Here is a 23,317-nt window from a genome sequence, read left to right as displayed (position 1 = left end):
CCTCAATATTTAAGGAGTTTTTTGTGCCTCATGATGTAGATTTGATCATTTTACTTGCAGTTGGTTTTGGTATTGCCCTTATTTTTGGCTATATCGCTGCTCGGTTACGTCTACCTGCTTTGATCGGGTATTTAATTGCAGGGATTATCATTAGCCCCAACACGCCTGGCGTTGTTGCAGATATTGCGCTTGCCAATCAACTTGCTGAACTCGGTGTAATGTTTCTGATGTTTGGCGTGGGGATGCATTTTTCTCTCAATGATCTAATGCAAGTTCGTAAAATCGCCCTCCCAGGTGCAATTCTACAAATTACAGTCGCCACCTGTTTAGGCATGATTGTCTCGCATTTTTGGGGTTGGGGTTGGGGTTCAGCTCTGGTATTTGGTCTAAGCTTGTCTTGTGCAAGTACTGTCGTATTGCTTAAAGCCTTAGGTGATAAAGGTTTATTGGACTCAGTCAATGGTAAAATTGCTGTCGGCTGGCTTTTGGTTGAAGACCTTGCCATGGTTTTGGTTTTGGTTCTACTTCCAGCAACAGCCGTTTTATTGGGTGGTCATGCACCAGAAGGTCATGCAGCAGATGAAAATATTTGGCTAACGCTTGGGATTACTCTACTCAAAGTCACAGGCTTTATTGCTTTTATGCTGATTATTGGCAAACGCCTCGTTCCAATGATCATGCAATATGTTGCTCGTTTGGGGTCCAGAGAGCTTTTTACCCTGACTGTCGTTGCAGCAGCAGTTTCAATTGCCTATGGCTCATACGCGATCTTTGGCGTTTCTATGGCACTTGGTGCGTTCTTTGCTGGAATGGTCGTCAAAGAATCAGACTTTAGCCATCGTGCAGAAGAAGAAACGCTTCCATTACGTGAAATTTTCTCAATTTTATTCTTCGTTTCTGTCGGAATGCTGTTCGACCCACGTATCATTGTGGAACAACCGCTTCACATCCTTGCTGTTATTGCCATCATTATGATTGGTAAAACCATTGCAGCAATGGCATTGGTATTGTTCTTCCGTTATCCAATTAATACAGCACTAACAGTGGGTGCAAGTTTGGCACAGATTGGAGAGTTCTCATTCATCCTAGCAACATTAGGTTTATCTTTAGGTTTACTCACACCTGAAGCACAGAACTTAATCTTAGCAGGTGCTTTATTTTCAATTACGCTCAACTCATTTTTATTCTCTGCGATTGAACCTGTACAAAATTGGATTCGTGAACGTTCACATTTGGCGCGTTTATTAGAACGTAGTGGTGACCCTTTAGCCATGCTCCCTGATGAGGTTGATCAAGACTATTTACGTGATCAAGTCGTGATTGTGGGTCATGGTGAAGTTGGACGTCGTATCACCAAAACCCTAATGGATGAAGGGATTAAAGTTGTTATTGCAGAAGAAAATCGTGAAATTGTTGAAAATCTACGTGAAAAAGGCATAGCTGCGGTTTCTGGTCGTGCAACTGAACCGAGTGTACTGATTCAAGCGCATATTCAACATGCGCGCCTATTGGTCATTTCACCGATGGACATTGTCGATATTCATAAAATTGTCGATACTGCAAAATTACTCAATCCGCAGATTCAAGTGCTTGTTTGTGCTGAGAATAAAGAAGAAGCCGAAGTGATTCGTAAAGATGACATTGGTGACGTCTATTATGCCAAAGAGGAAATGGCAAAAAATATGAGCAATCATATTTTGAATCAAATCCAAATTGCCCACCATCATCAACCAACACATTGATGATTCTTTGAATAAGCACAAAAAAACGCACTTCAAAGTGCGTTTTTTAATGTGTATGAATTCAAAAAAAATTAACTCATAAATTTCGGTTGTTCATCCACAACTTCTGCATGCCACTCATCAGACTGCTTCTCTAGCAATGCAAACAAAGCTGCTTGAATCATTTGTTGTGCAATTGCAGGCGTTTGATCTCCTAACAATGCTTTCACTTCATCATTAAACTGAATCGTAACCAATGGCTCTTTTTCAGAACCTGCATTACGAAGTGCCAACTCTCCACCTTCGAGTTGTACCAACTCCAATATCGCTTCTTGATTCCCAAATAACTCTTTTAACTGTTCAATAGACATAAACCCTCCATGCACAACATGGGGCAAAATACTGAATGCATTTTGCATCTTGTAAGCATTTTATATAGTCATTCAAAACAAAATTTCAAGTCAATCTGATCAATTTAATCAGAATTCCACCATTTCATTACGAAAACCATCAATGAGGTGAGTTAAATCTCGATGCCATTCTCTTAAAATCTTAGTATCAGGCAACCATGCTTGTGGTGTTTGAGTAACTTTAATAATCAAATTTGAAGATGTTTCATCTTCTGGTTCAGGTGCACTTGGCTCAGGTGCATATTGGCACAGACGATAAGCTCTTTTTAATTCCGCAATAAAACCACTTTTTGCAAGCTGTTGCATCACTACAACTTCTGGTGAAACTTGCCCTTTTGCCGCCATATTTTCTTCAATTGATTTGAGTGTCGGAGCAAGATCATTTAAACGATAATAACGTACCAATTCTTGTAAAAATGCTAAGACCCCTCCATGTAAATGAAAAACTGCTGCTTCACGGTGCGCCTGCGCTTGTTGTACATTTTCACTCTGCTCTGCTTGCATACAAGAAAGGCGAGCAAAATAGAGTTTTTGATTGGTACGGTCTGCATGAAAGCGGGCTACACGTGACATGATTATTTCCTAGGATTTTGGCATTTATTACACACTTAGCTTAATCTTTATTGGAACAAATTCACAATAATTTATTGATGAATTCAAACTAAAAATAGCTCAGTGCTATAATCGTAAAATTATTTAGCAATGTAGTTATCCAATTCAGCTTTCCATTATCCAATAAAAAAAGGAGCAATCTATGCTCCTTTCTATGCCACCATACTCAATTAAGCTTTTGGCTTATCTTCTGCCGCTTTGACACGAATACCCGCACCTTTCACTTTGAGTGTATTCAAGCCTTTGATCGCTTTAATCGCTTCACGACCATTGGGCATTTCCACAAAGCCAAAGCCTTTCGACTTCTTGGTTTCTGCATCCATCACCACAACAGCAGACTCAACCGTACCAAAAGGTTTAAACAATTCAAGCAATTCCGCTTCTGTGACTGAACGCTCTAAGTTACGTACTAAAATTTTCATGATCAAACCTACAATATCTTCGCTATAGTTTAATCCAGATCAATGCCAAAATCTAAATTAATCCGCTTTCGTTCGATCAAAGCACTTTTTACCGTTTGCTCACGCTGACGATAATGCGTTTCCGTGGTGCATAAATTTCGAGTTAAATCATTGAGAAAATAACTTTCAACTTTTCGACCTTTTTCATCGGTTTGAGTAGTTGCCCAAAAACTTAAATTTTGTTTGGTCAAAATCAACTCATTTTGCGCACGAGTCAGTGCCACATACAACACACGGCGTTCTTCTTCCACTTCATCAAAATTACCTTGTGCACGTGCGTGTGGATATTGCCCTGCTGAAACATTTGCCACATAACAGACTTTTTGCTCAGTCCCTTTAGCGGAGTGAATGGTAATTAACGTCACTACATCATCTTGTGACTGACGTTCAATTTCAGAAATAGAAACAGGATCAAGCACATATTCTTCTAAAAACTCACTCAATTGTGAATGTTTAGAAGCGAGTTGCTTCACAAGATCAAAATCACCCACTCGTTTATGCCAATCTTTCTTAGCATAATTTTCCTCGAGTTGATTGAGAATGGCTTCGACACCGAGTTTGACACAGGCTCCCACTTCAGTTTTGAGTACTGACATTTGCTTCATAATCAGCAGAGTATTGTCAGGAATCCGCCCAAATTTTTCTAATTTCTCAAATAGTTTATCTAAGTCGGATTCGAGTAAAAGTTGCTGTGCAAGCTTACTTGCGCCAACATCACCGACACCATTCCATAGGGTTAAAAAACGCATCCACGCAATATCATCCATTGGATTGGCAATCACACGCAATAAACTCAGTAAATCTTTCACATGCGCTGTTTCAAGCAATTTCATCCCACCGATAAAACGATATGGCACATTGGCTTGGATAAATGCCGCCTCGATATGACGTGCCGCAAAAGCGGAGCGTACCAAGACCATGTGATCATTCCATGCAGCCGCTTCAAGCAAATGCCGTTCTTTGATGTCGATGGCAATCCATTTTGCTTCATCAAACTCATTGGGAAAGACGTGCATTTTCGGCTTAACGCCATCGCCACGATAGGCTTCTAATTTTTTATCGTAGTGAATTTCGCTTTGATCGAGTAACCAATTGGACAGATCTAAAATTTCTTGCGTTGAACGGTAATTCTTTTCGAGTTTAAAAATTTCTGCATCAGGCACTCGATCTTTGAAATGGTGAATATTTTCAAAGTCCGCACCACGGAATCCATAAATCGACTGTGCATCATCCCCCACACAGAACAATGAGGTTTTGTCTTTAAGTGGTTCTAGAATTGCCCATTGCAATGGATTAGTGTCTTGCATCTCATCTACAAGCATGTGTTGACACAGACCTGCCACATAATCAGTCAAGCCCTCTGATTGCGCCAAGCCTGAAGCCACCACAGCGAGAATATCGTCATAATCTAGAAAATAACGAGTACGTTTTCGGCTTTCGTACTCTTTCATTATTTCGGCAATTTGATCTTTATATTCTAAAAATTCAGGCAATTGCTTTTCTAAAGCCAAACTGAGTTTTTGACGGGTATTGCGAGCGAATGAATAGAGATCGCAAAGCTGTTGTGGCTTGGGTAAGGCATTTGGATTTTTCTTATCATCTTTGCCACGGATTAAGCGGAATAACATCAGTTGATCATCACGATCAATAATTGAAAATTGTTCTAATCCAAAGGCTTTTGGCACACGGCGCAAGAGGTACATACAAAAGGTATGGAATGTTGAAGCGCGTAAACCTTTGGCTTGATCGCCCAAAGCGAGTTCCACACGTGCGACAATTTCACTTGCTGAACGACGAGTAAATGTCAGAATTTGGATTTGATTGGCAGGCACACCTTGATCAATCAAGTACGCTGCTCGTGCCACGATGGTTTTGGTTTTGCCACAACCTGCCCCTGCAAGTACTAAACTGTGTTTTGTTTCAGTTGTAGCAGCTTGTTTTTGTTGAGGGTTTAATTCATTGATCAGGTTGGCTAAACTCATGTTTACTCATCGTGTTGTGGATGAGTATAGTTTAGCAGAGCTATGGCGGAATTATGTATTTTCAGCTTAGAATCAAATCATAAAATGATGTTCAAATAGAAAACTTAAAATGAAGAAAAATACTGTTTACCAAATTTTTAATTTCCACACTGAGGGCAATCGTAAATATCAATTAATCCGTCCCAAAGGTTTTGATAAAGAAAATGGGCTTCAATTCAATCCGTTTATTAAACAAGAATATAATTATAAAAATGAGGTCGTGATGTATCCGCATGATGACTTTGATATTTATCCAAGTTTTGATCTGATTCGCTTTGATAAAATGAGCTGTTTAATTCGACTGTATTCTTTACGTTTTGGAGAAAGTTATATTCTTGATCATCAATTTGATTATACTGAAGCAATAGGCTTACTTAGTCGTTTTGGCAATGAACGCTTTGAAACAGTGAGCAAATTACTCATCAAAAAATATAGTATCAAACCTGATTATTATTGGGATGATGAATAAAAATTTTATAGGATGCATGCAATGAAAAAATTTAAATCAAATACAAGTTATCTTCTGATCACAATATTCTTATTCATATTTTCTAATTCAATTTACTCTCAGACTCTGAGCCAAAAAGAATTTGATCAATTTCTTACTCAAAATAACCAAAAAGGAGTTCAACTTCATAGAGAACTCGCTGCCGAGCTTATGTCAGGTAACCATGAGCGAATTAATAAAAACATATGTACGACCTACCTCATTAGTTTACAACAATATCAAGTAGCCAGTAATAATCCACATCTTAATAAAGCACTAAGCTCGAAAGAAAATGCTTTAGCAAATATTAAAAATCTTGAAGATGTCATTCCAAAAAATAAAAGGCCAATATCTACATTTTGTCAAAATATTAAATTAGATGAATTTTATAATAAAAACTGAAGACGATGAGTATTAGCCTATACTCATCATTCTCACCACACTCTCACAGCACCTTTCCAAATTCCTCTCACCATTTTTTAAAGCCGTTTGCAAATCACTTGCCCCATCTACAATACCGAAAATCGCAGTAAATCCCTCATCATAAAGCTCTTCAAAACTTTCACCGACATAGCCAGCAAAAGCAATCACAGGTTTATTCAAACGCTTCGCCACTTGCGCCACGCCAAACGGGGTTTTACCAAACTTAGTCTGAAAATCTATGCCACCCTCACCTGTAAAGACATAATCTGATTGGGCAATTTTCTCAGCAAGCTGAGTTTCTTCAACCACGATTTCCACACCTGAACGAATACTTGCACCTGCAAAAGCCATTAAGCCGAAACCCAAACCACCTGCTGCCCCTGCTCCTGCGATATTCTGTTTTTCAATATTTAAAGTTGCTTCAACCAAATCAGCAAAATGCTTTAAGTTTTGATCTAAGGTTTTCACCATTTCAGTGCTTGCACCTTTCTGTGGTGCAAACACATAAGACGCACCATTTTCGCCACACAAAGGATTATTCACATCACTCGCAATGATAATCTCAGCCTGTTTTAAGCGGGCATCCAATTCCGAAAGATCAATGCTTTGAATCTGATGCAACTGACCACCGCCCAATGCAACGGATTGACCATGCTCATCCAAAAACTTTGCACCTAACGCCTGCGCCATTCCTGCGCCTGCATCATTGGTGACACTACCGCCCAAACCAATAATGATTTTCGATACACCCAAGTCCAATGCAGCTTTGATCATTTCTCCTGTACCCAAAGTTGAAGTGAGTAATGGATTACGTTGCGACTTTTCGATCAGATGAATACCATTGGCAAGTGCCATTTCGATCACAGCCGTTTGATCATTTTCAATCAGACCGAAATAGGCTTGGACTTTTTGCTGAATCAATGGTCCTGAAACTTCGATGTAGACTTTGCGCCCATTTCGTGCAGAAACCAAAGCATCAACTGTTCCTTCTCCACCATCTGCCATCGGTACATGAATGATGTTTGCATCAGGTATAACTTTTTCAATACCACGTTGCATAGCCAAGCAAGCTTGTTCAGCTGTCATACTTTCTTTAAATGAATCGGGAGCAAGGATAAAAGTCGTCATGTTCCATCATGTAAGTTGTTGGTCTAAGCCTATTATTAACATGATTTTTTCAATCAATTGGCTTATTTTATATCTTTTTATAATTTGCTTATTTTTGTTTCACTTTTTTATCCTCACTACGAAAATATAGCCAAATAAAGAACAGCAAAAGTGCTACGACTATTGCCAAAATAATGCTAACTCCTGAATCTATTTGAATTCCATCTGCTTTTAACTCATTGATCATAAAATATAAAATTGAGCCAATCGCAGTAAGCGTAAATGAAATTTTATAAGCTTTATTCATCATTTTTATAAAATCTAAACAGTGTTTGAAAATTTTAGCGATAAAATAAAGCATTACCAATAATGAAAGTGTAAATCCCATGTCACGTGTCAATCTCGGTAAAACCGCACCTGAACTGTATAAAACAGTGCTTGAACTTGAAAATTTATCCGTGCAAAAAGTGAAACAAGCAGGTTTAGATCTTGGTTTCTCACATCTGTTAAAATTACGTGCTTCGCAAATTAACCAATGTTCTTTTTGTGTACGCATGCATACACAAGATGCTATTAAGGCGGGTGAGTCTGTAGATCGAATTGCTTTGATCAGTGCGTGGCGAGAAAGTCAGTATTTTTCAGATAAAGAACGTGCTGCCTTAGTTTTGATTGAAGAAATCACATTGATTGCACAACAGCATTTTCCTGATGAAGCCTATGCAGCCGCAAAAGAAGTATTGAATGATGACGAAATTACGGCGATTGAATGGATTGCGATTGTCATTAATACGTGGAATCGTATTGCAATTTCAAGTCAATATAAAGTGGCGCCTTGAGCAAAACAATGCAATCTTGAATTTTAAATAAACTTAAATTTTTCACGGCTAAAACAAAAATGCCCAACATATTTATTGATTGGGCATTTTTATTCATTTAAAAAATAATCAATGACTTGCAGGTGGTATCTGCTTAATTGCTGCTGCAAAAGTCAGATAATTGACACCTTGGAATAAAATATCTACACCAAGAAATAATCCTAAGACCCAAAACGGAGCATCAGGCGAAGCTAAAATAATTGCACCTGTCGCCAAAGTCAGTAAACCCGAAAATAATGTCCACCCCCAACCTGACATCGGTTTCAACATAAAGGCATTAAAAACTCGAATAAAACCGCCAATTAATAAAGCTATCGCAAGCAGATTGGTCAACACCACAGCCGTAGTAATCGGAGATTTAAACGCATAATAACCAGCGATCAAATACAGTATTCCGAACAATGCCCAAAGCCAACGAAAGCCGCCATCAAAGATTTTAAAAGCAGCAATTAAATGAATCACCCCACCAATCATCATCAGGACACCAAACAAGACGACAACTGTTAATGTTGCCATCCCCAATGAAGCCAGTAAAACCAAACCAAAGATGACCAATAGAGCCCCGAGTAAAAGATACCACTTACGATTTTCATGAAGCTGATGACGAACAATATCATTTCCCACAGTACGCATATTTGTTCTCTTACTTGTTATTGATTTATTTAATTTTGATCTGATTCAATGTTTTGTCTGTATAAGTTATGCATCTGAGATGTGGATAAACTCAATCTTATCCACATTTTTGAGAAGTTTTCCCGAACTATTTAACCCAACCCATTTCTTGAGCAGTTAAACGGCTAATCATCGTATATTCCAAACCATCAGGTGTTTTACTCTTTGTTGCTGATAATGGAATATACCCTCCCATAATCTCAGCACGAGTTTGTGGGTAAAGTGGCTTTTGCTCTGGATTTGCATATCCCACTGGATTAATCGGTTGCCCTGTCACAAGATCATATTTATCTTTCGCCCCAAAAGTATGTAAAAGCTCATGGACTAAAACCACTTTATTACTTGAACTTTGCTTTTTCGAGGCAAATAAATTAACCGTACCTATTCGACCACGTTCTAAAGCGGTTGAATGTTTTAAACTATTTTGCAATTTAGGATCATAATAATTTAAATAGAGTGTGACAGATGGTGAGCCATCCTCGCCTTCATGCTGTTTCCATGCATAGAAGCGGAATTTTAAACTCCATAAAATTGCATCTAGCGCGCTGCTTGTTTCAGGTGGTTTGGGTGGTAATGTTTTTAATTCACGCCCAAGTTGAAAATGGAAAGAAATCGGTTGCCCTCTAAATTCTTTGGACTGAAGCTGTAAATAATTTCGCATTTCATCCAAATCATCGATTGAGATTTGTTGAATGTAGCGTTCCGTTGCAGTTTGACCATCAGCATTGATCGGATGTAACAGTACAACAATTGGTTTTGTCCAATCTTGATTCATGTCTCGCCACGCATTCATACCAACGATCAGGAGAATGATGAGTAATACGGCAACTCTAATTTTTTTCCACATTTCAGTCCCATTTGAACGAGATGACGTATTGAAGTATCAATAAACTCATTGAATATTTAACCAATAAATCATGATGTAATAGATATTGTAATCACTGCTTAGCATTCATTTTTCATATAAATTCGAGTTGATAAATAAGCATATTTACAAGTCAACCTAATATAAAAAATGCCCACTAAAGTGAGCATTTTTCTATGTTTTCAAACAGTCTGAAACTTAAGCTTCAACCCATTTTCCATCGTTATAGACCAACGACCATTTGGTTTGCTTACCTTCAGGCGTTTCAGAACCAATATACTGAGCTTGGTTTTTACGACTGAATTTAACTAATGTCGGATTACCCTCTGGATCTTGATCAGGTGCTTTCAAAATAAATTGATATTTCGGATCAAGCTGATCTGCCACAGAACGAAGTTCCGCAACTTTAGGCGCACGTGTTTCACGAACTTTCGGGAACTTACTCGCTGCTAAGAATAAACCTGCTGCACCATCACGAAGTACAAAGAAATCATCGTGTTTGGTTGAACGCAAATGTTCCATTTTAATTGGATCTACACGTGGAGGCGCAGGCTGACCATTTTTCAAAACTTTACGGGTATTGTCACAACTCATACATGCGAAATAAGGACCGAAACGACCCGTCTTTAACTGCATTTCGCCATCACATTTATCACATGGAATGGTTGGACCATCATAACCCTTGATTTTGAACTCACCTTCTTCAAGCTCATAACCATTACAGTCAGGATTATTACCACAAATATGTAATTTACGACCACCGTCAATCACATAGCTGTCCATTGCCGTACCACAGACAGGACAACGTTTTTTCGACATTAAATCTGCAGTTTCAGCACCATCATCATCCGACAAAGCTGCTAGTGACTCGACTGGGGTTAAATTCAATGTACCTTTACAACGTTCTTTCGGTGGCAAGTTATAGCCTGAACACCCTAAGAATACACCTGTTGTCCCAGTACGAATCTGCATTGGACGTTCACATTCTTTACAATGAACGGCTTCAACTTCGACTGGCAAATTACGGCGCATACCGTTTTCGCCCTGAGCCGTAGTTAAACGTGTCTTAAAATCGCCATAGAAGCTGTCTAAGAGCTCTTTCCAGTTACGCTGACCATCTGCAACCTTATCCAATTGACCTTCTAAATCAGCAGTAAATGCGTAATTCATGAGGTTGTTGAAGTTTTCATCTAAACGATCAGTAACGATCTCACCCATTTTCTCAGCATAAAGACGACGGTTGTCCAGTTTCACATAACCACGATCTTGAATGGTCGAAATAATCGCAGCATAGGTCGAAGGACGACCAATACCTTTTTTCTCTAATTCTTTAACCAATGATGCTTCGGTAAAACGTGCAGGTGGTTTGGTAAAATGTTGAGATGGATCTAATTTCTCAAGTTTAAGTACTTCGCCCACTTTCACCGCAGGAAGTAGCACATCATCATCTGATTTGTTTTGACCACGAACTTTGGTAAAACCATCAAACACTAAAGTACGACCTTTGGCTTTAAGCTCTACACCATTGGCATCGACAAGAATGGTTGATGATAAATATTCCGCTGGTGTCATTTGGCATGCCACAAATTGACGCCAAATCAAGTCATATAAACGTTGTGCATCACGTTCCACACCTGCCAAGCTATCGCCTTTGAATGAAACATTCGATGGACGGATTGCTTCATGGGCTTCTTGCGCGCCAGCTTTATTACCATAACGGTTTGGCTTTGCAGGTAAGTATTTCACACCAAATTCTGTTTCAATATGGTTACGCACCATATTGACTGCGTCATCACTCAAGAATGTTGAGTCGGTACGCATATAAGTAATAAAACCTGCTTCATACAAACGCTGTGCAAGCATCATGGTTTTCTTTACAGAATAACCGAGACGTGTACTCGCTGCCTGTTGCAAAGTCGAAGTGATATATGGCGCACTTGGATTCACCTTGGTCGGTTTATCTTCACGTGTTGACACCTTATATTCAGCATCATTTAAAATTTTCAATAAAGCATCGGTTTGTGCTTTATTTTGTAATTTTAAAGTCTTACCACCTTGCTTCACTGCTTCAAGGCGAATGTCGTCTTTTTTCGATTTGGTATCTGCAAATACTTGCCAATATTCTTCAGGAATAAACGCACGAATTTCACGTTCACGCTCAACCACAAGTTTGACCGCAACAGACTGTACTCGCCCTGCTGAAAGACCACGGGCAATTTTTTCCCAAAGCAGTGGCGATACCATAAAGCCTACAACACGGTCTAAGAAACGACGTGCTTGTTGTGCATTTACACGGTCTATATCTAAGCGTGTTGGCTGTTTAAATGCTTCTTGAATTGCATTTTTGGTAATTTCGTTAAATACCACACGATGGTAACGTGAATCATCACCACCGATGACTTCCCTTAAATGCCAAGCAATCGCTTCCCCTTCACGGTCCAAATCCGTTGCGAGGTAGATAGCATCAGCATCTTTAGCAAGTTTTTTGAGTTCAGCGACAACATTTTCTTTACCGGGAAGCACTTCATACTTGGCTTTCCAACCATGCTCAGGATCAACACCCATTCGATTGACCAAAGCGGTTTGCGCTTTTTCAGCTTTCTGTTCATCCGTCAGTTTGGCACGTGAAACAGGTTTTTTTTCTGTTGTTTTACTTGAGCCACCTGTAGGCAAATCGCGAACGTGACCCACAGATGATTTTACAATGTAATCTGAGCCTAAATATTTATTAATCGTTTTCGCTTTTGCAGGCGATTCCACAATCACGAGCGCACGTTTTTTTCCAGCTTCGGGAGAAGTTGCTGCCGTGCTTTTGGATGCAGATCGAGGAGCGTTCGCCATAATAAACCACTGTTCCTATTATTAAAGTTAAATTTCAGCCAATTTCAGCAAATATGCTTTCATATCTTCAAGTTGGGTTGCTCTGAGGTCAGATGCTTCATCCCAATACAGCCCTACACAATTCGCCTGCATATCAATAGCATAAATCCCTTTTAATGCAATGGGAAAATCTTTAAATTTCTCATCACCTTGAATCACTTGAAGCTTTTGATCTTCGACACGAAAGCGCATTAAAGGCAAACGAGCGTCTGGAATCAATACACTATAATAAGCCACCATACTCGCACGAGATTCAGTTGCCATTGGAACTTTAGTCCAATCTGGCGCAGCCACTAAACGGGGGTGCAATCCCATCTTTCTCGCTTTTTCTCGCATTAAGCCTAATGCTTTTTCTCTAGGGCTTACGCGTAAGCCAAAAATTGAGCCCAATACAAAAACAATAATAATGAGCGCAACCCAAAGACCAGTGTGTTCCATAGTTCACCTTTTAATTCCTATATTAGAGTTGCATAAGCTGAATATAAAACGCAAGTTTGTCTGATAAATAATTTGCATGATGTCGGAAATGAACCATAAAAAGCATAATCATTTGTTTGAATTTATGAACATTTTATATAAAACAGTACATTTTTAAATTTCAGCATGTTCTGATGTTTTATATAAAATTACGCTAAGTCATAACTGCAACCGTTACACGGACTCAAATATATCCCATATATTTGACGTCACTTAGACTGTTTTTGCGAATATTTACAACCTTCAAAACTTAGTTCAAATACATCTCATGGCTATACACCACTTCATGCCCATTCCAATAAATATAACCCTTTTCAATCAACTCTTTGAGCAATAAACGAATATCTGACTTAGGGAACATCTGTTCGAGTAAATCACGTAATTCGTAAATATCTTTGGGTTTATTGGTTTTTAAATCATTGAGCTTTTGAATCACTTCAATTTGTACTGGATCAATTTTATCAAAGTTTTTAAATAGGACCTTTTGCACTGCTTCAACTGAATCTTGCTGATCAATCTCAGTCAGCACTTGTTGAGAATCCCCACGTAATTTTTCTAAAATTTGATCTATTTTCTCTAGCTTCATTCGTGATGGAGTTGCAGTATCCTGTATTTCTGTTCCAGCAACAGGATGATCTAATTCCAACTCAGTCCATTCTTTCAATACTTTTTTACGGTAGGCAACTTGCTCATCGATACGTTTGACTATTTTTAAATTGATCAACATACCCACCAAATGTTGGGCTTTTTCAGGAACGATTTGTAAAATATTAGCCACAGAATTTCTAAGCTTTTCAACTGTATTCGGTTTTCCTGTCATTTTACCCAAAGCATCACAATACTTTTTGACCATCTGTAAATACGGTTTTTCTTGGATTGTTTGTATGCTTGGCAATACAGGCGTAGTTGCTGATGTTTCGGCTTCAACTTGAATCAAGCTGCAATGCAAATCTGAACTACGCATCATATCCAACAACATGTCACAACTTGGCATTGCTGAAATTACATCAATATGTGTTTCAGGCTCAACCAAAGCCATCAATTGACCTGTCACCACAGCATATTCAAATTCTTTCTCTATCGCTTCAGGTGTTTCAAGAATCACCACTTGACTACTCACGACCCAACTTGAAAATTCAGTTAAATCTTCAAGTGAATACTGAAACTGACCTGCACAATTAAATAAGTATAAAGTTGGATAATGCTCGACCATATTTCTCAGCAATTTTGCTGATGGCATATTATTTTCAAGGTCAAGGAGTACAACTTTATCGTGCATCATAAAAAATGATCAATTTTGAAAAAGAAAGCATTACAACGAGGTTTAGACAAAAGGTCAAATAAAAAATGAATTTCTAATGACTCCTATCCGAATAGCCCTCACACAGCTGAATCATTAATAATGCGGAGGGCGATTGGTCATCGGATCAAATGCTGCAATACCTTCTGACAAATCCGAAGATTCCACACGTTGATACAACAACTGCATTTGTTTTTTTAAATCAGCTATTTCTAAGCTCTGTTGTGCAACCTGATCATTTAATTGTTCGACTAAATCATCTAAAAATGCAATTCGGACTTGCAAATCTTCTATGGGTGCGGAAAATGACGCCTGATCATCAAGATTTTTCTGTTTAGTCATTTTTTAGTCCTCACTGTGGGATGTTTAGGAAACCGTATGGCCTATATTACTATAAGGGATGTCCAACTTGCGTTTGGTGGACCTGCCCTACTCGACGGCGCAAACTTCAATTTAGAACGTGGCGAACGAGTCTGTTTGATTGGTCGTAACGGTGAAGGTAAGTCAACTTTACTCAAACTGATTGAAGGAAGCTTACTCCCTGATCAAGGTGAAATTGCCCTACAAAACGGTATCACCATTTCCATGCTTGCCCAAGATGTTCCTATGGACTCTGGCAAAGTTGCTGACATTGTTGCCGAAGGTGCTGGTGAAGCTGCTCAAGTATTGAAAGAATACCATGAAGCGAGCGATGCATGTGTACTCGGTGATATGGCTGCCTGCGACCGCATGGGGAATTTACAACATAAGCTCGATTTACTCGATGGTTGGGCACTCGAAACCAAAGTGAACTCTATCCTCAGTAAAATGGGCTTAGACCCTGAAGCGGATTTAGCAGATTTATCTGGTGGTCGTAAGCGTCGTGTCTTACTAGCACGTGCCTTACTCACTCAACCTGATGTGCTATTACTCGACGAACCAACCAACCATTTGGACGTTGAAAGTATTGAATGGTTAGAAAAATTCTTACTTGATCAGAACAATCTAACGCTTCTCTTCATTTCACATGACCGTGCATTTGTAGATAGTATTGCAACGCGTATTGTCGAATTAGATCGTGGGCAATTGCGTAGCTATGAAGGTAACTATTCACGTTATCTTGATCTGAAAGCACAGCAAATGGAAGCTGAAGAAAAACAAAATGCTTTATTTGATAAAAAATTGGCAGAAGAAGAAGTTTGGATTCGCCAAGGGATCAAAGCACGTCGTACCCGTAATGAAGGTCGTGTCCGTGCCTTAAAAGCCTTACGTGAAGAATCGAAAGCACGCCGCTCACAACAAGGTAAAGTGAGCATGGCAACCCAAGAAGCCAATCGTTCAGGTAAAGTAGTCTTTGAGATTGAAAATCTTCAAGTCACTTTTGGCGACAATGCACCGATTATCAAAGATTTCTCAGCTTTGGTACTTCGTGGCGACCGTATTGGCTTAGTCGGTGATAATGGTGTCGGTAAAACCACACTGATTAAAGCGATTTTAGGTGAGCAAGAGCATAAAGGTACAGTTAAAACTGGTACACAACTTGAAGTGGCTTATTTTGACCAATTACGTAATGCGCTTGATCTTGAAAAATCAGTCAAAGATAACGTTTCAGAAGGTTCTGACCATGTCGATGTAAATGGTAGCCGTCGTCATATTTACAGCTATTTACAAGACTTTTTATTCTCTCCAGAACGTGCACGTACACCAGTAAAAGCACTTTCAGGTGGTGAACGTAACCGTATTCTCCTTGCGAAACTTCTACTCAAACCATCAAACCTCATTGTAATGGATGAGCCAACCAATGACTTGGATATGGTGACTTTAGAACTACTTGAAGAAATGCTCGGTGGTTATAAAGGCACATTGCTTCTCATCTCACATGACCGTGCCTTTATGGACAATGTCGTGACTTCGACTTGGGTCTTTGATGGTAAAGGTAATATCGACGAATACATCGGTGGTTATCAAGATTACCTAGAACAACGTCCTGACCAAACGGCTGTAGACCAAAAAAGTGCGGTGAAAAAGGCGATTGCCAAAGCGGAAGCTGCTGCTGCACCTGTGCAAACTGCACCAAAGAAAGTTAAATTAAGCTATAAAGATCAACGTGCTTTAGAACAACTTCCTCTTGAAATGGAAGCTTTGGAAAAAGAACAAGCTGAGATCAATGCAAAACTTGCAGATGGCTCGCTCTTTGTTTCTGACAATGCACTTGCGATGAAGCTTTCAACACGTTTAGCTGAAATTGATGATTTGTTGCTTGAAAAATTAGAGCGTTGGGAAGAGCTAGAAGAAATGACCAAAGGTTAATTCTACATTTCCAATTTAGATAAAAACTCCGCCACCGCGCGGAGTTTTTATCTTTCTCATTTTAAATTAATCAATCAATCCATAAAACACTTTTGTAAATAGCTACTTAATTCCCAACCAAGCTATTGGCTTCATGAGCCAAAGCGATAATTTCCTCAATAGTTGATCAAAAAATTGCTGTTGTAAAATCCAACAAGTCAGAATAGATAAAACTATACAAATTCCAATCTCAACAAAAATATTAAAATCCAATTTCCAATAGCGAGCAATCAATATCACCACAAAACCATGAAGCAAATAAACAGGTAAAGTATTTTGTCCAAGTTGAATAAACCGAGGATTTAAGAGTTTAACCCATGCAAAAATAGCAAAAACACCAAGACTCGAAGTCAGTAATAAACTTGCTCTGATCCACGTACCATCCCATGAACTGACCTTGAGTTGTGCATAGTTCAAACTTCCATAAAGCCAGTATGGGTTGATTTGTGAGAAATACACATAACTCACAATACCCAAAATAATCAGCCCACCGAAAACAGTTGCCAATTTAAATTGTTGTATCTTTTGTAGGATGGTTTTGCCGTAAACCACGCCGATCATAAAAAATGGGAAGAAAGTAAAAATTCGCCCGATTGAATATTGATAATTATTCCAAGGACTTAAACCAATACACAGCGCAAAAATCAGTGAAATAATAACTGGAAATTTAATTTTTATTAAAAAGTGCGCCAGTAATGTCCAAAGCGCCATGCCTTGCAAATACCATAAAATCCAATAGGGTCTTTCAAAAATATTCCAGTTGAATTTGAACTGCCCCGACCAAATTGCATCAAAAGCAGGGAATAGAAATTGGAATGGTAAATATAGAGATAGAAAAAAGAAAATATTTTTAAGCCAATTTTTGTCTTTAAATAAAATGCCTGAGACGAGAATAAAAGCAGGCATATGAATAAAATAAATTGTGCCTAATAAGGTATGTGCGATTGGGTCTTTCCAACCCACCATTCGTTCGAGGAAATGTCCTAAAACCACGAGAAATATCAGGACTGCTTTACCACTGTCTAAATACGTATCTCTCATGGCGATTTCGATCTAAATAAATTGAATTATATACCTAAAACTTGAAATTGATTTTGGTCAATATCTGCAAGTAACTGTCGATAAATTTTAAAATTTTCTAAATCAAAACAGACAAAATTAATTTCCTCTAAATATTTTGCATGCTTTAAAAATGTCACAACCGCTTCAATCGCAATACTCGCAGCACTGACTTTTGGAAAATGATAAACCCCTGTGGAAACATTAGGAAAGGCAATGGTTTTCAGCTGATGCTGTTCTGCAAGTTTTAAGCTATTTAAATAAGCGTGTTGAAGTAATTCTTGTTCACCATGTTGTCCGTCTTGCCAAGTAGGTCCAACTGTGTGGATTACATAATTACTGGGCAATAAACCTGCTGTAGTGATGACGGCTTCACCAACTGCACAACCGCCCTGCTTTGCACGAATCTTTTGGCAATCTTCTAAAATAGCAGAGCCCCCTTTACGATGAATTGCCCCATCCACACCACCACCGCCGAGCAGTGAAGTATTGGCTGCATTAACAATTGCATCTACTTTTTGAATGGTAATATCACCCTGAATTAACCGTATTATTTTCATTCCCCACCCCTAGCACGTTCAATTTTCTTTCTGACTTTGAGTGTTTTCTACTTTAAACCGCTTCATGCTACACTTCTTTCAGTTTCAATCACCCCAAAATTTACAAAACTGCTATGAGTAAAAAGCATCAATACGAGTCTGGAAAGTTTTACTGGGCATTTTTGCATCCAAAATATTGGGGAATTTGGATCGCGATTGTATTTTTAATGATTTTGGCAATTTTACCATGGGCGTTCCAACATCGTTTAGCAACTTTGCTTGGTCATCTCGCATTTAATGGGCTGAAGTCACGTCGTGAAACCACCATTCGTAATTTAGAAGTGTGTTTTCCTGAATGGTCTTCGGAACAAGTTTTAGAAAATTCTAAACAAGTTTTTGTAGATCAAATGATTGGTGTATTTGAAACACTCAATGCTTGGTATTCACCACAATGGTTTAAAAATCGTGTAACGATTGAAGGTTTAGAACACATTCACCAAGCCAAAGCTGAAGGCAAAGGCATGCTGCTTTTGGGGACTCACAGCACCATGCTAGATGCCGGTGGTTATCTATGTGCTCAATTCTTTGAGCCTGATGTGGTATATCGTCCGCAGAACAATCCTCTGTTAGACATGCTGATCTATCGTTGTCGAGCAACCATTTATAAAGCACAAATTGACCATGATGATATGCGTGGTTTGATCCGTCATCTCAAAGATGGTGATGCCATTTGGTACAGCCCAGATCAGGACTTCGGTTTAAAACAAGGTGTGATGGCACCTTTTTTTGGTGTGGCGGCTGCAACGGTTACTGCACATCGTCGTTTATTGAAAATATCCAAAGCAGTTGCGATTCCACTGTATTTTTATCGTCATGGCGATATTCGTAATCCAAAATATCATGTATTGATTGAACCTGCTGTTGAACCAATGCCGAGCGAGGATGAATTGGCTGATGCAATTCGTGTCAATAAAATCATTGAAAATCAGCTTCGTATCGCACCGACTCAATATATGTGGTTCCACCGTCGTTTTAAAACACGCCCTGAGGGTTATGATAAGATTTATTGAGTTGGTTATTGTTTAGAATTGAAAGCATTTATATTCAAAATCAGGAGATCATCAATATCTCCTTTTTTATTTTTGGATTAGTGTCCATTCCAAACGTACAAAAGCGTACTGTAGTCACAACATAAAATTCGCTAAGATCGTCAGCGTAGAAAACACTAAAACTTAAAAACATGAAGGAAATATAATACTATGCATATTTTTAATAAAATTCTTTTTATATCAATGATGAGTTCAAGTTTCATATTCATTGGATGTTCTGATAAAAAAGCAAATACAGAACAAAATCAACAAACAAAAGAAAGCAGTACAACAACATCTACAGGAAATTGGCAAGCTAAAGCTTCAGAACTGAGTAGTGCAAATGCAACGGACATCAAGTCAGATTTAGCACAGTTAAATCAAATCACCAATCAGTCCAACTCCCAAGCGTTGCAACTTAGAGAGCAAGCACAAGCAGCAGCTTCTGATCCACAAAAACTCAAAGAAGTTCTAAGTCATTCCAATGATATACAAAAAGAATTTCAACAAAAGCTGATGGGACTTCAATTAAAAAGTAGTGAAGTACAAAATATTCGTACACAAATGATTGATAACCTACTTACTAGCCAAAAATTATATGAACTTTCAACTGCGCCGAATTTTGATATGAAAGCACCAAGTGAGGAATTTAAACAACTCAGTATGCGCACCATTGCGATTCAACAAAAAGTAGGTGCTGAATTAGATGCGATCAACCAGCAGTATCCTTAAAGATATTAGCGACATGAGACTCTATCTCATGTCGCTGGCTTGATTTAGATCCTCTTAAAAACCATTTTCAATCTTTCACAATCTAAATCATTCATACTTTTCAAGCTTGAATGATGGAAAATATCAGCCCTTCCAAACTCGAAAACGTGCCATTGCCCAAATCACATAAGGCCAAAAAATCATATTAACGATGGAATGGATACTATCCCAAATACGCCAATAACCTCGACCAAAAATATCAGCTCGGGCATTAAAAATTTCTATCACAAAGGCGAAAACAACCGTTACGATAATGGCGATATGTGATCTCAATTGTCTCCTGTGAATGGCTGCAACCACAAAATAAATGATTAGACCTGCGTAAATGAATAAAGCATCACTACTTAAACCTGTAAAATGTTTAAGGTTTTGTGCGTACTGTTGAATTTTAGCTAGAAACATAATCTCTCATTTTTATTTTCAATTCTAAATCGGATAAATTATATACCATAAATAAAGCTAACCCGAGTTCTGCGTCCTGCAAAACTCGGGTCTATGAGGTTGTGCTTTCAATCATTATTTTTATTCTATTTGGTTATCCATTCCAACATCAAATCCATGATGATTCATCCATCGACTTCGTCTTCCTTAGCGGGACATTTCCTTTCCCATTCCGTTTGTCGATGATTAAAGATTAAAGCGAATACAGATTTCATACCATCCGTTTAGAGACACAATCCTTGTACGAAATAGCTTACAAAAATCAATCAAATTCAGCCTTTATTGTCTGACAATTTATTTTCACCTTTATAATCCTGTGCAATTTCATCAGTGACAATTTTTTCTTCTTTCTCTGCTTTTTCGATGCCCTCTTGAATCGCTTCCTGAGCCTCTTGCTCATCCGCATCCGACTGTTCCAGTTCTTCTTGAATCTGCTCAAAAACACGACCCGTTTGCAGCGTAACAAAAATAGGGAAATGGTCTGATCCAATATGCGGCAATCGTTGCATCTGCACTAAAGCAAAGTCTGTACTATGAAATAAATGATCGAGCGACCATCTTAAAAACTTATAATCTGCATGGAAAGTATTGACATATTTACGCCCTACTCGTGGGTCGAGTAAACCACTAATCCGTTGAAATAGCCGTGTCGTCCGAGACCATGCCACATCATTTAAATCACCCATCACGATACAACTTTCATCCAAATCTTTAATTTGGTCACCGACAATCAGTAATTCAGCATCACGTAAAGTTGAATCTTTGGCTTCCGTTGGGCTCGGTGGTTTAGGGTGTAAACAATACAGTTTAACGGCTTGTCCTGATGGCAGAATCGCAGTGGTATGAATCGAAGGAATTTCATCACTCAGAATGAATTTGACATCGGTATCCACCAATTTTAATTTGCTATACAAATGCATGCCATACAAATTATCTAATGGCACAGGAACTCGATAAGGATAGTCTTTTTCAATAATCGACAATTCATCTTGCCACGTTTGATCGGTTTCTAAGGTCAACACTAAATCAGGTTGAAACTTTTGGATGTGCTCAATCAAAAGATGATATTGATCATTCGGCGTGAGTACATTCGAAACAAGCACAGAAATCTGTTTACTCGAATCAAGTTGTTCAGATCGAACTTGAGCAACTTGTTTTTTCCATAGAAAGGTATAAGGCAAAACCATTTTCAATTGAAACGCTAAAGCGGCAATCAACAGCACAAAAATAATTTCTCGTTTTAAATCCCATGCCCCTTGCCAAAACAGCAGTAAAAAGAAAGCAATGATCCCAACAAACAAAATCTGTAAGCGTGGGAAATCTGCACCCCTGAACCACCATTCATCACGTGGGATCAATGACCAAAAACTCAGCCAAATCACGATTGCAGACAATATTTCTATCCAAATCATATTTTGTCACTCTTATATTCTTAATTTTTGAATGATTCATAAATTAATATCAATTTTGCATGTATCATAAACAAGATATATTGCACAATATAATTGTGTTTTCATTGTGTACGCTATTGCAGTTACACACTCTTTTGATACACTCAAGCCCCCTTTTTATTTTTTATTAACGCACCGAGGCAAAGTGACATGAAAGTAGGTCTGGTCGGTTGGCGCGGGATGGTTGGTTCCGTCCTTATGCAACGTATGGTTGAAGAGAATGATTTTGCTCATTTTGAGCCATTCTATTTCTCTACCAGTAACGCAGGTGGTGAAGCCCCTGCTTTTGGTGGTAAAACTGCTCCAGCACTTATGGAAGCGACGGACATTACCAGTCTGAAGCAAATGGATGTCATTATTACCTGTCAAGGTGGCGATTATACCTCTGAAGTTTTTCCAAAGCTTAAAGCTGAAGGTTGGAACGGTTATTGGATTGATGCTGCATCTACATTACGTATGGATGATGAAGCGATTATCGTACTTGATCCAGTGAACTTGAATGTCATCAAAGATGGTTTAGTCAAAGGCACTAAAACATTCGTTGGTGGTAACTGTACCGTTTCATTGATGTTGATGGGTATGGGTTCATTATTCCAACAGAACTTAGTGGAATGGATGACTGCAATGACCTATCAAGCAGCTTCAGGTGCTGGCGCACAAAACATGCGTGAGCTCATCACAGGCATGGGTTATTTATACAACAATACCAAAGATTTATTGGACGATCCTCGTTCTGCAATCTTAGACATCGACTCTAAAATTGCTGATTTACAACGTGGTGAAGGCTTCCCTTCTGCAAACTTCGGTGTACCACTTGCAGGCTCATTGATTCCATATATCGACAAACAACTCGAAAGCGGTCAATCAAAAGAAGAATGGAAAGGTCAAGTTGAAACCAACAAAATTTTGGGTAATCAACAAATCGTACCAATTGATGGTCACTGTGTTCGTATTGGTGCAATGCGTTGCCACTCTCAAGCTTTAACATTGAAATTGAAAAAAGATGTCCCGCTTGATGAAATCGAAGATATGATTCGTCAGTCTAATCAATGGGCGAAAGTTGTTCCAAATACCCGTGAAGCATCGATGACGGATTTAACACCAGTAGCAGTAACTGGCACACTTTCTGTACCTGTGGGTCGTTTACGTAAATTGAATATGGGTAAAGAATATTTAGGCGCATTTACTGTTGGTGACCAACTTCTTTGGGGTGCTGCAGAACCTTTACGTCGTATGTTACGTATCTTAATCGATTATAAGAATGCGTAATTTCACAAAAAAGTATTAAACATTGAAAAAGCCGATCTATCTTGATCGGCTTTTTTATGT

At 38.6% G+C, this 23,317-nt stretch carries 24 protein-coding genes; 8 read left to right on the top strand and 16 right to left on the bottom strand.

From position 1 onward, the window contains the following. Positions 1-23: 23 nt before the first annotated feature. Positions 24-1,742 carry a cation:proton antiporter gene (locus EXE10_RS00695; RefSeq protein WP_130112021.1) on the top strand — a complete coding sequence of 573 codons (1,719 nt, stop codon included), beginning with the start codon at positions 24-26 and terminating at the stop codon, positions 1,740-1,742. A 71-nt stretch (positions 1,743-1,813) separates the two neighbouring features. Here the strand turns inward: EXE10_RS00695 and EXE10_RS00690 are convergent, their stop codons facing one another. The 4 genes from EXE10_RS00690 to EXE10_RS00675 all read right to left on the bottom strand — a co-directional run bounded on the left by EXE10_RS00690 (position 1,814) and on the right by EXE10_RS00675 (position 5,186). Continuing rightward, positions 1,814-2,092, bottom strand: coding sequence for a hypothetical protein (locus EXE10_RS00690; RefSeq protein WP_068973679.1), 279 nt, complete (start codon positions 2,090-2,092; stop codon positions 1,814-1,816). A 108-nt stretch (positions 2,093-2,200) separates the two neighbouring features. Beyond that, positions 2,201-2,704, bottom strand: coding sequence for a DUF6586 family protein (locus tag EXE10_RS00685; RefSeq protein ID WP_087552162.1), 504 nt, complete (start codon positions 2,702-2,704; stop codon positions 2,201-2,203). Between the two features lie 209 nt (positions 2,705-2,913). After that, the gene (locus EXE10_RS00680) at positions 2,914-3,165 is read right to left on the bottom strand and encodes an RNA recognition motif domain-containing protein (RefSeq protein WP_068973681.1); all 252 of its coding nucleotides are present in this window, start codon (positions 3,163-3,165) and stop codon (positions 2,914-2,916) included. A gap of 29 nt (positions 3,166-3,194) precedes the next feature. Continuing rightward, the gene (locus tag EXE10_RS00675; protein ID WP_130112020.1) at positions 3,195-5,186 is read right to left on the bottom strand and encodes an ATP-dependent helicase; all 1,992 of its coding nucleotides are present in this window, start codon (positions 5,184-5,186) and stop codon (positions 3,195-3,197) included. A 109-nt stretch (positions 5,187-5,295) separates the two neighbouring features. On the opposite strand from EXE10_RS00675, the gene EXE10_RS00670 reads away from it, so the two are divergent. Together EXE10_RS00670 and EXE10_RS00665 are read left to right on the top strand one after the other, a co-directional pair. After that, positions 5,296-5,694, top strand: coding sequence for a hypothetical protein (locus EXE10_RS00670; protein ID WP_130112019.1), 399 nt, complete (start codon positions 5,296-5,298; stop codon positions 5,692-5,694). A gap of 21 nt (positions 5,695-5,715) precedes the next feature. Further along, positions 5,716-6,114, top strand: coding sequence for a hypothetical protein (locus EXE10_RS00665; RefSeq protein WP_130112018.1), 399 nt, complete (start codon positions 5,716-5,718; stop codon positions 6,112-6,114). A 12-nt stretch (positions 6,115-6,126) separates the two neighbouring features. Here EXE10_RS00665 and EXE10_RS00660 read toward each other — a convergent pair whose 3' ends face one another. Then, positions 6,127-7,263 carry a glycerate kinase gene (locus EXE10_RS00660; RefSeq protein WP_130112017.1) on the bottom strand — a complete coding sequence of 379 codons (1,137 nt, stop codon included), beginning with the start codon at positions 7,261-7,263 and terminating at the stop codon, positions 6,127-6,129. 88 nt (positions 7,264-7,351) lie between these two features. Beyond that, a complete protein-coding gene (locus EXE10_RS00655; RefSeq protein ID WP_228255436.1) occupies positions 7,352-7,630 on the bottom strand; it encodes a hypothetical protein in 279 nt (92 codons plus the stop codon). On the opposite strand from EXE10_RS00655, the gene EXE10_RS00650 reads away from it, so the two are divergent. Next, the gene (locus tag EXE10_RS00650) at positions 7,629-8,078 is read left to right on the top strand and encodes a carboxymuconolactone decarboxylase family protein (RefSeq protein ID WP_111859269.1); all 450 of its coding nucleotides are present in this window, start codon (positions 7,629-7,631) and stop codon (positions 8,076-8,078) included. The genes EXE10_RS00655 and EXE10_RS00650 overlap by 2 nt on opposite strands. A gap of 108 nt (positions 8,079-8,186) precedes the next feature. Here the strand turns inward: EXE10_RS00650 and EXE10_RS00645 are convergent, their stop codons facing one another. The 6 genes from EXE10_RS00645 to EXE10_RS00620 form a co-directional block, all read right to left on the bottom strand. Further along, entirely contained in the window at positions 8,187-8,750 is a 564-nt protein-coding gene (locus EXE10_RS00645; RefSeq protein ID WP_087552167.1) for an HdeD family acid-resistance protein, read from the bottom strand. Between the two features lie 127 nt (positions 8,751-8,877). Then, positions 8,878-9,636 (bottom strand): hypothetical protein, encoded by a 759-nt coding sequence (locus EXE10_RS00640; RefSeq protein WP_130112016.1) that lies wholly within the window; start codon positions 9,634-9,636, stop codon positions 8,878-8,880. 216 nt (positions 9,637-9,852) lie between these two features. Then, positions 9,853-12,495, bottom strand: coding sequence for a type I DNA topoisomerase (topA, locus tag EXE10_RS00635; protein ID WP_130112015.1), 2,643 nt, complete (start codon positions 12,493-12,495; stop codon positions 9,853-9,855). Positions 12,496-12,522: 27 nt separating this feature from the next. Further along, positions 12,523-12,972, bottom strand: a complete 450-nt coding sequence (locus tag EXE10_RS00630) for an ammonium transporter (RefSeq protein WP_068973693.1) — start codon at positions 12,970-12,972, stop codon at positions 12,523-12,525. Between the two features lie 289 nt (positions 12,973-13,261). Further along, positions 13,262-14,290: a hypothetical protein gene (locus tag EXE10_RS00625; protein WP_130112039.1), complete on the bottom strand. Its 1,029-nt coding sequence runs from the start codon at positions 14,288-14,290 to the stop codon at positions 13,262-13,264. Between the two features lie 117 nt (positions 14,291-14,407). After that, complete coding sequence (locus EXE10_RS00620; protein ID WP_068973694.1) at positions 14,408-14,653, bottom strand: SlyX family protein; 246 nt, start codon at positions 14,651-14,653, stop codon at positions 14,408-14,410. A 36-nt stretch (positions 14,654-14,689) separates the two neighbouring features. Between EXE10_RS00620 and EXE10_RS00615 the strand changes: the two genes are divergently transcribed. Further along, positions 14,690-16,600, top strand: coding sequence for an ATP-binding cassette domain-containing protein (locus EXE10_RS00615; RefSeq protein ID WP_130112014.1), 1,911 nt, complete (start codon positions 14,690-14,692; stop codon positions 16,598-16,600). A gap of 102 nt (positions 16,601-16,702) precedes the next feature. Here the strand turns inward: EXE10_RS00615 and EXE10_RS00610 are convergent, their stop codons facing one another. Together EXE10_RS00610 and EXE10_RS00605 are read right to left on the bottom strand one after the other, a co-directional pair. Further along, positions 16,703-17,680, bottom strand: a complete 978-nt coding sequence (locus EXE10_RS00610; RefSeq protein ID WP_130112013.1) for an acyltransferase family protein — start codon at positions 17,678-17,680, stop codon at positions 16,703-16,705. Positions 17,681-17,706: 26 nt separating this feature from the next. Then, positions 17,707-18,258: an O-acetyl-ADP-ribose deacetylase gene (locus EXE10_RS00605; protein WP_130112012.1), complete on the bottom strand. Its 552-nt coding sequence runs from the start codon at positions 18,256-18,258 to the stop codon at positions 17,707-17,709. 113 nt (positions 18,259-18,371) lie between these two features. On the opposite strand from EXE10_RS00605, the gene EXE10_RS00600 reads away from it, so the two are divergent. Further along, positions 18,372-19,307: a lauroyl acyltransferase gene (locus EXE10_RS00600; protein ID WP_130112011.1), complete on the top strand. Its 936-nt coding sequence runs from the start codon at positions 18,372-18,374 to the stop codon at positions 19,305-19,307. A gap of 189 nt (positions 19,308-19,496) precedes the next feature. Then, positions 19,497-20,057, top strand: coding sequence for a hypothetical protein (locus tag EXE10_RS00595; RefSeq protein ID WP_130112010.1), 561 nt, complete (start codon positions 19,497-19,499; stop codon positions 20,055-20,057). Positions 20,058-20,180: 123 nt separating this feature from the next. Here EXE10_RS00595 and EXE10_RS00590 read toward each other — a convergent pair whose 3' ends face one another. Next, positions 20,181-20,498, bottom strand: a complete 318-nt coding sequence (locus EXE10_RS00590) for a hypothetical protein (protein WP_130112009.1) — start codon at positions 20,496-20,498, stop codon at positions 20,181-20,183. Positions 20,499-20,809: 311 nt separating this feature from the next. After that, positions 20,810-21,949 (bottom strand): endonuclease/exonuclease/phosphatase family protein, encoded by a 1,140-nt coding sequence (locus EXE10_RS00580; protein WP_130112008.1) that lies wholly within the window; start codon positions 21,947-21,949, stop codon positions 20,810-20,812. Between the two features lie 189 nt (positions 21,950-22,138). On the opposite strand from EXE10_RS00580, the gene asd reads away from it, so the two are divergent. Then, positions 22,139-23,257: an aspartate-semialdehyde dehydrogenase gene (gene asd / locus EXE10_RS00575; protein ID WP_068973703.1), complete on the top strand. Its 1,119-nt coding sequence runs from the start codon at positions 22,139-22,141 to the stop codon at positions 23,255-23,257. Positions 23,258-23,317 lie beyond the last annotated feature (60 nt).

Source organism: Acinetobacter sp. WCHAc060033, from assembly GCF_004209125.1.
GTDB lineage: Bacteria > Pseudomonadota > Gammaproteobacteria > Pseudomonadales > Moraxellaceae > Acinetobacter > Acinetobacter wuhouensis.
This window is presented reverse-complemented; position numbering and strand designations above follow the sequence as displayed.

Excerpts from the sequence above, each read along its gene's own strand:
- EXE10_RS00620 (WP_068973694.1), bottom strand. The coding sequence starts at position 14,653 with ATGACTAAACAGAAAAATCTTGATGATCAGGCGTCATTTTCCGCACCC.
- EXE10_RS00610 (WP_130112013.1), bottom strand. The coding sequence starts at position 17,680 with ATGAGAGATACGTATTTAGACAGTGGTAAAGCAGTCCTGATATTTCTC.
- EXE10_RS00645 (WP_087552167.1), bottom strand. The coding sequence starts at position 8,750 with ATGCGTACTGTGGGAAATGATATTGTTCGTCATCAGCTTCATGAAAAT.
- EXE10_RS00605 (WP_130112012.1), bottom strand. The coding sequence starts at position 18,258 with ATGAAAATAATACGGTTAATTCAGGGTGATATTACCATTCAAAAAGTA.
- EXE10_RS00665 (WP_130112018.1), top strand. The coding sequence starts at position 5,716 with ATGAAAAAATTTAAATCAAATACAAGTTATCTTCTGATCACAATATTC.
- topA (WP_130112015.1), bottom strand. The coding sequence starts at position 12,495 with ATGGCGAACGCTCCTCGATCTGCATCCAAAAGCACGGCAGCAACTTCT.
- asd (WP_068973703.1), top strand. The coding sequence starts at position 22,139 with ATGAAAGTAGGTCTGGTCGGTTGGCGCGGGATGGTTGGTTCCGTCCTT.
- EXE10_RS00650 (WP_111859269.1), top strand. The coding sequence starts at position 7,629 with ATGTCACGTGTCAATCTCGGTAAAACCGCACCTGAACTGTATAAAACA.
- EXE10_RS00675 (WP_130112020.1), bottom strand. The coding sequence starts at position 5,186 with ATGAGTTTAGCCAACCTGATCAATGAATTAAACCCTCAACAAAAACAA.
- EXE10_RS00690 (WP_068973679.1), bottom strand. The coding sequence starts at position 2,092 with ATGTCTATTGAACAGTTAAAAGAGTTATTTGGGAATCAAGAAGCGATA.
- EXE10_RS00625 (WP_130112039.1), bottom strand. The coding sequence starts at position 14,290 with ATGCACGATAAAGTTGTACTCCTTGACCTTGAAAATAATATGCCATCA.
- EXE10_RS00680 (WP_068973681.1), bottom strand. The coding sequence starts at position 3,165 with ATGAAAATTTTAGTACGTAACTTAGAGCGTTCAGTCACAGAAGCGGAA.
- EXE10_RS00630 (WP_068973693.1), bottom strand. The coding sequence starts at position 12,972 with ATGGAACACACTGGTCTTTGGGTTGCGCTCATTATTATTGTTTTTGTA.
- EXE10_RS00595 (WP_130112010.1), top strand. The coding sequence starts at position 19,497 with ATGCATATTTTTAATAAAATTCTTTTTATATCAATGATGAGTTCAAGT.
- EXE10_RS00655 (WP_228255436.1), bottom strand. The coding sequence starts at position 7,630 with ATGGGATTTACACTTTCATTATTGGTAATGCTTTATTTTATCGCTAAA.
- EXE10_RS00640 (WP_130112016.1), bottom strand. The coding sequence starts at position 9,636 with ATGTGGAAAAAAATTAGAGTTGCCGTATTACTCATCATTCTCCTGATC.
- EXE10_RS00580 (WP_130112008.1), bottom strand. The coding sequence starts at position 21,949 with ATGATTTGGATAGAAATATTGTCTGCAATCGTGATTTGGCTGAGTTTT.
- EXE10_RS00685 (WP_087552162.1), bottom strand. The coding sequence starts at position 2,704 with ATGTCACGTGTAGCCCGCTTTCATGCAGACCGTACCAATCAAAAACTC.
- EXE10_RS00660 (WP_130112017.1), bottom strand. The coding sequence starts at position 7,263 with ATGACGACTTTTATCCTTGCTCCCGATTCATTTAAAGAAAGTATGACA.
- EXE10_RS00590 (WP_130112009.1), bottom strand. The coding sequence starts at position 20,498 with ATGTTTCTAGCTAAAATTCAACAGTACGCACAAAACCTTAAACATTTT.
- EXE10_RS00670 (WP_130112019.1), top strand. The coding sequence starts at position 5,296 with ATGAAGAAAAATACTGTTTACCAAATTTTTAATTTCCACACTGAGGGC.
- EXE10_RS00615 (WP_130112014.1), top strand. The coding sequence starts at position 14,690 with ATGGCCTATATTACTATAAGGGATGTCCAACTTGCGTTTGGTGGACCT.
- EXE10_RS00600 (WP_130112011.1), top strand. The coding sequence starts at position 18,372 with ATGAGTAAAAAGCATCAATACGAGTCTGGAAAGTTTTACTGGGCATTT.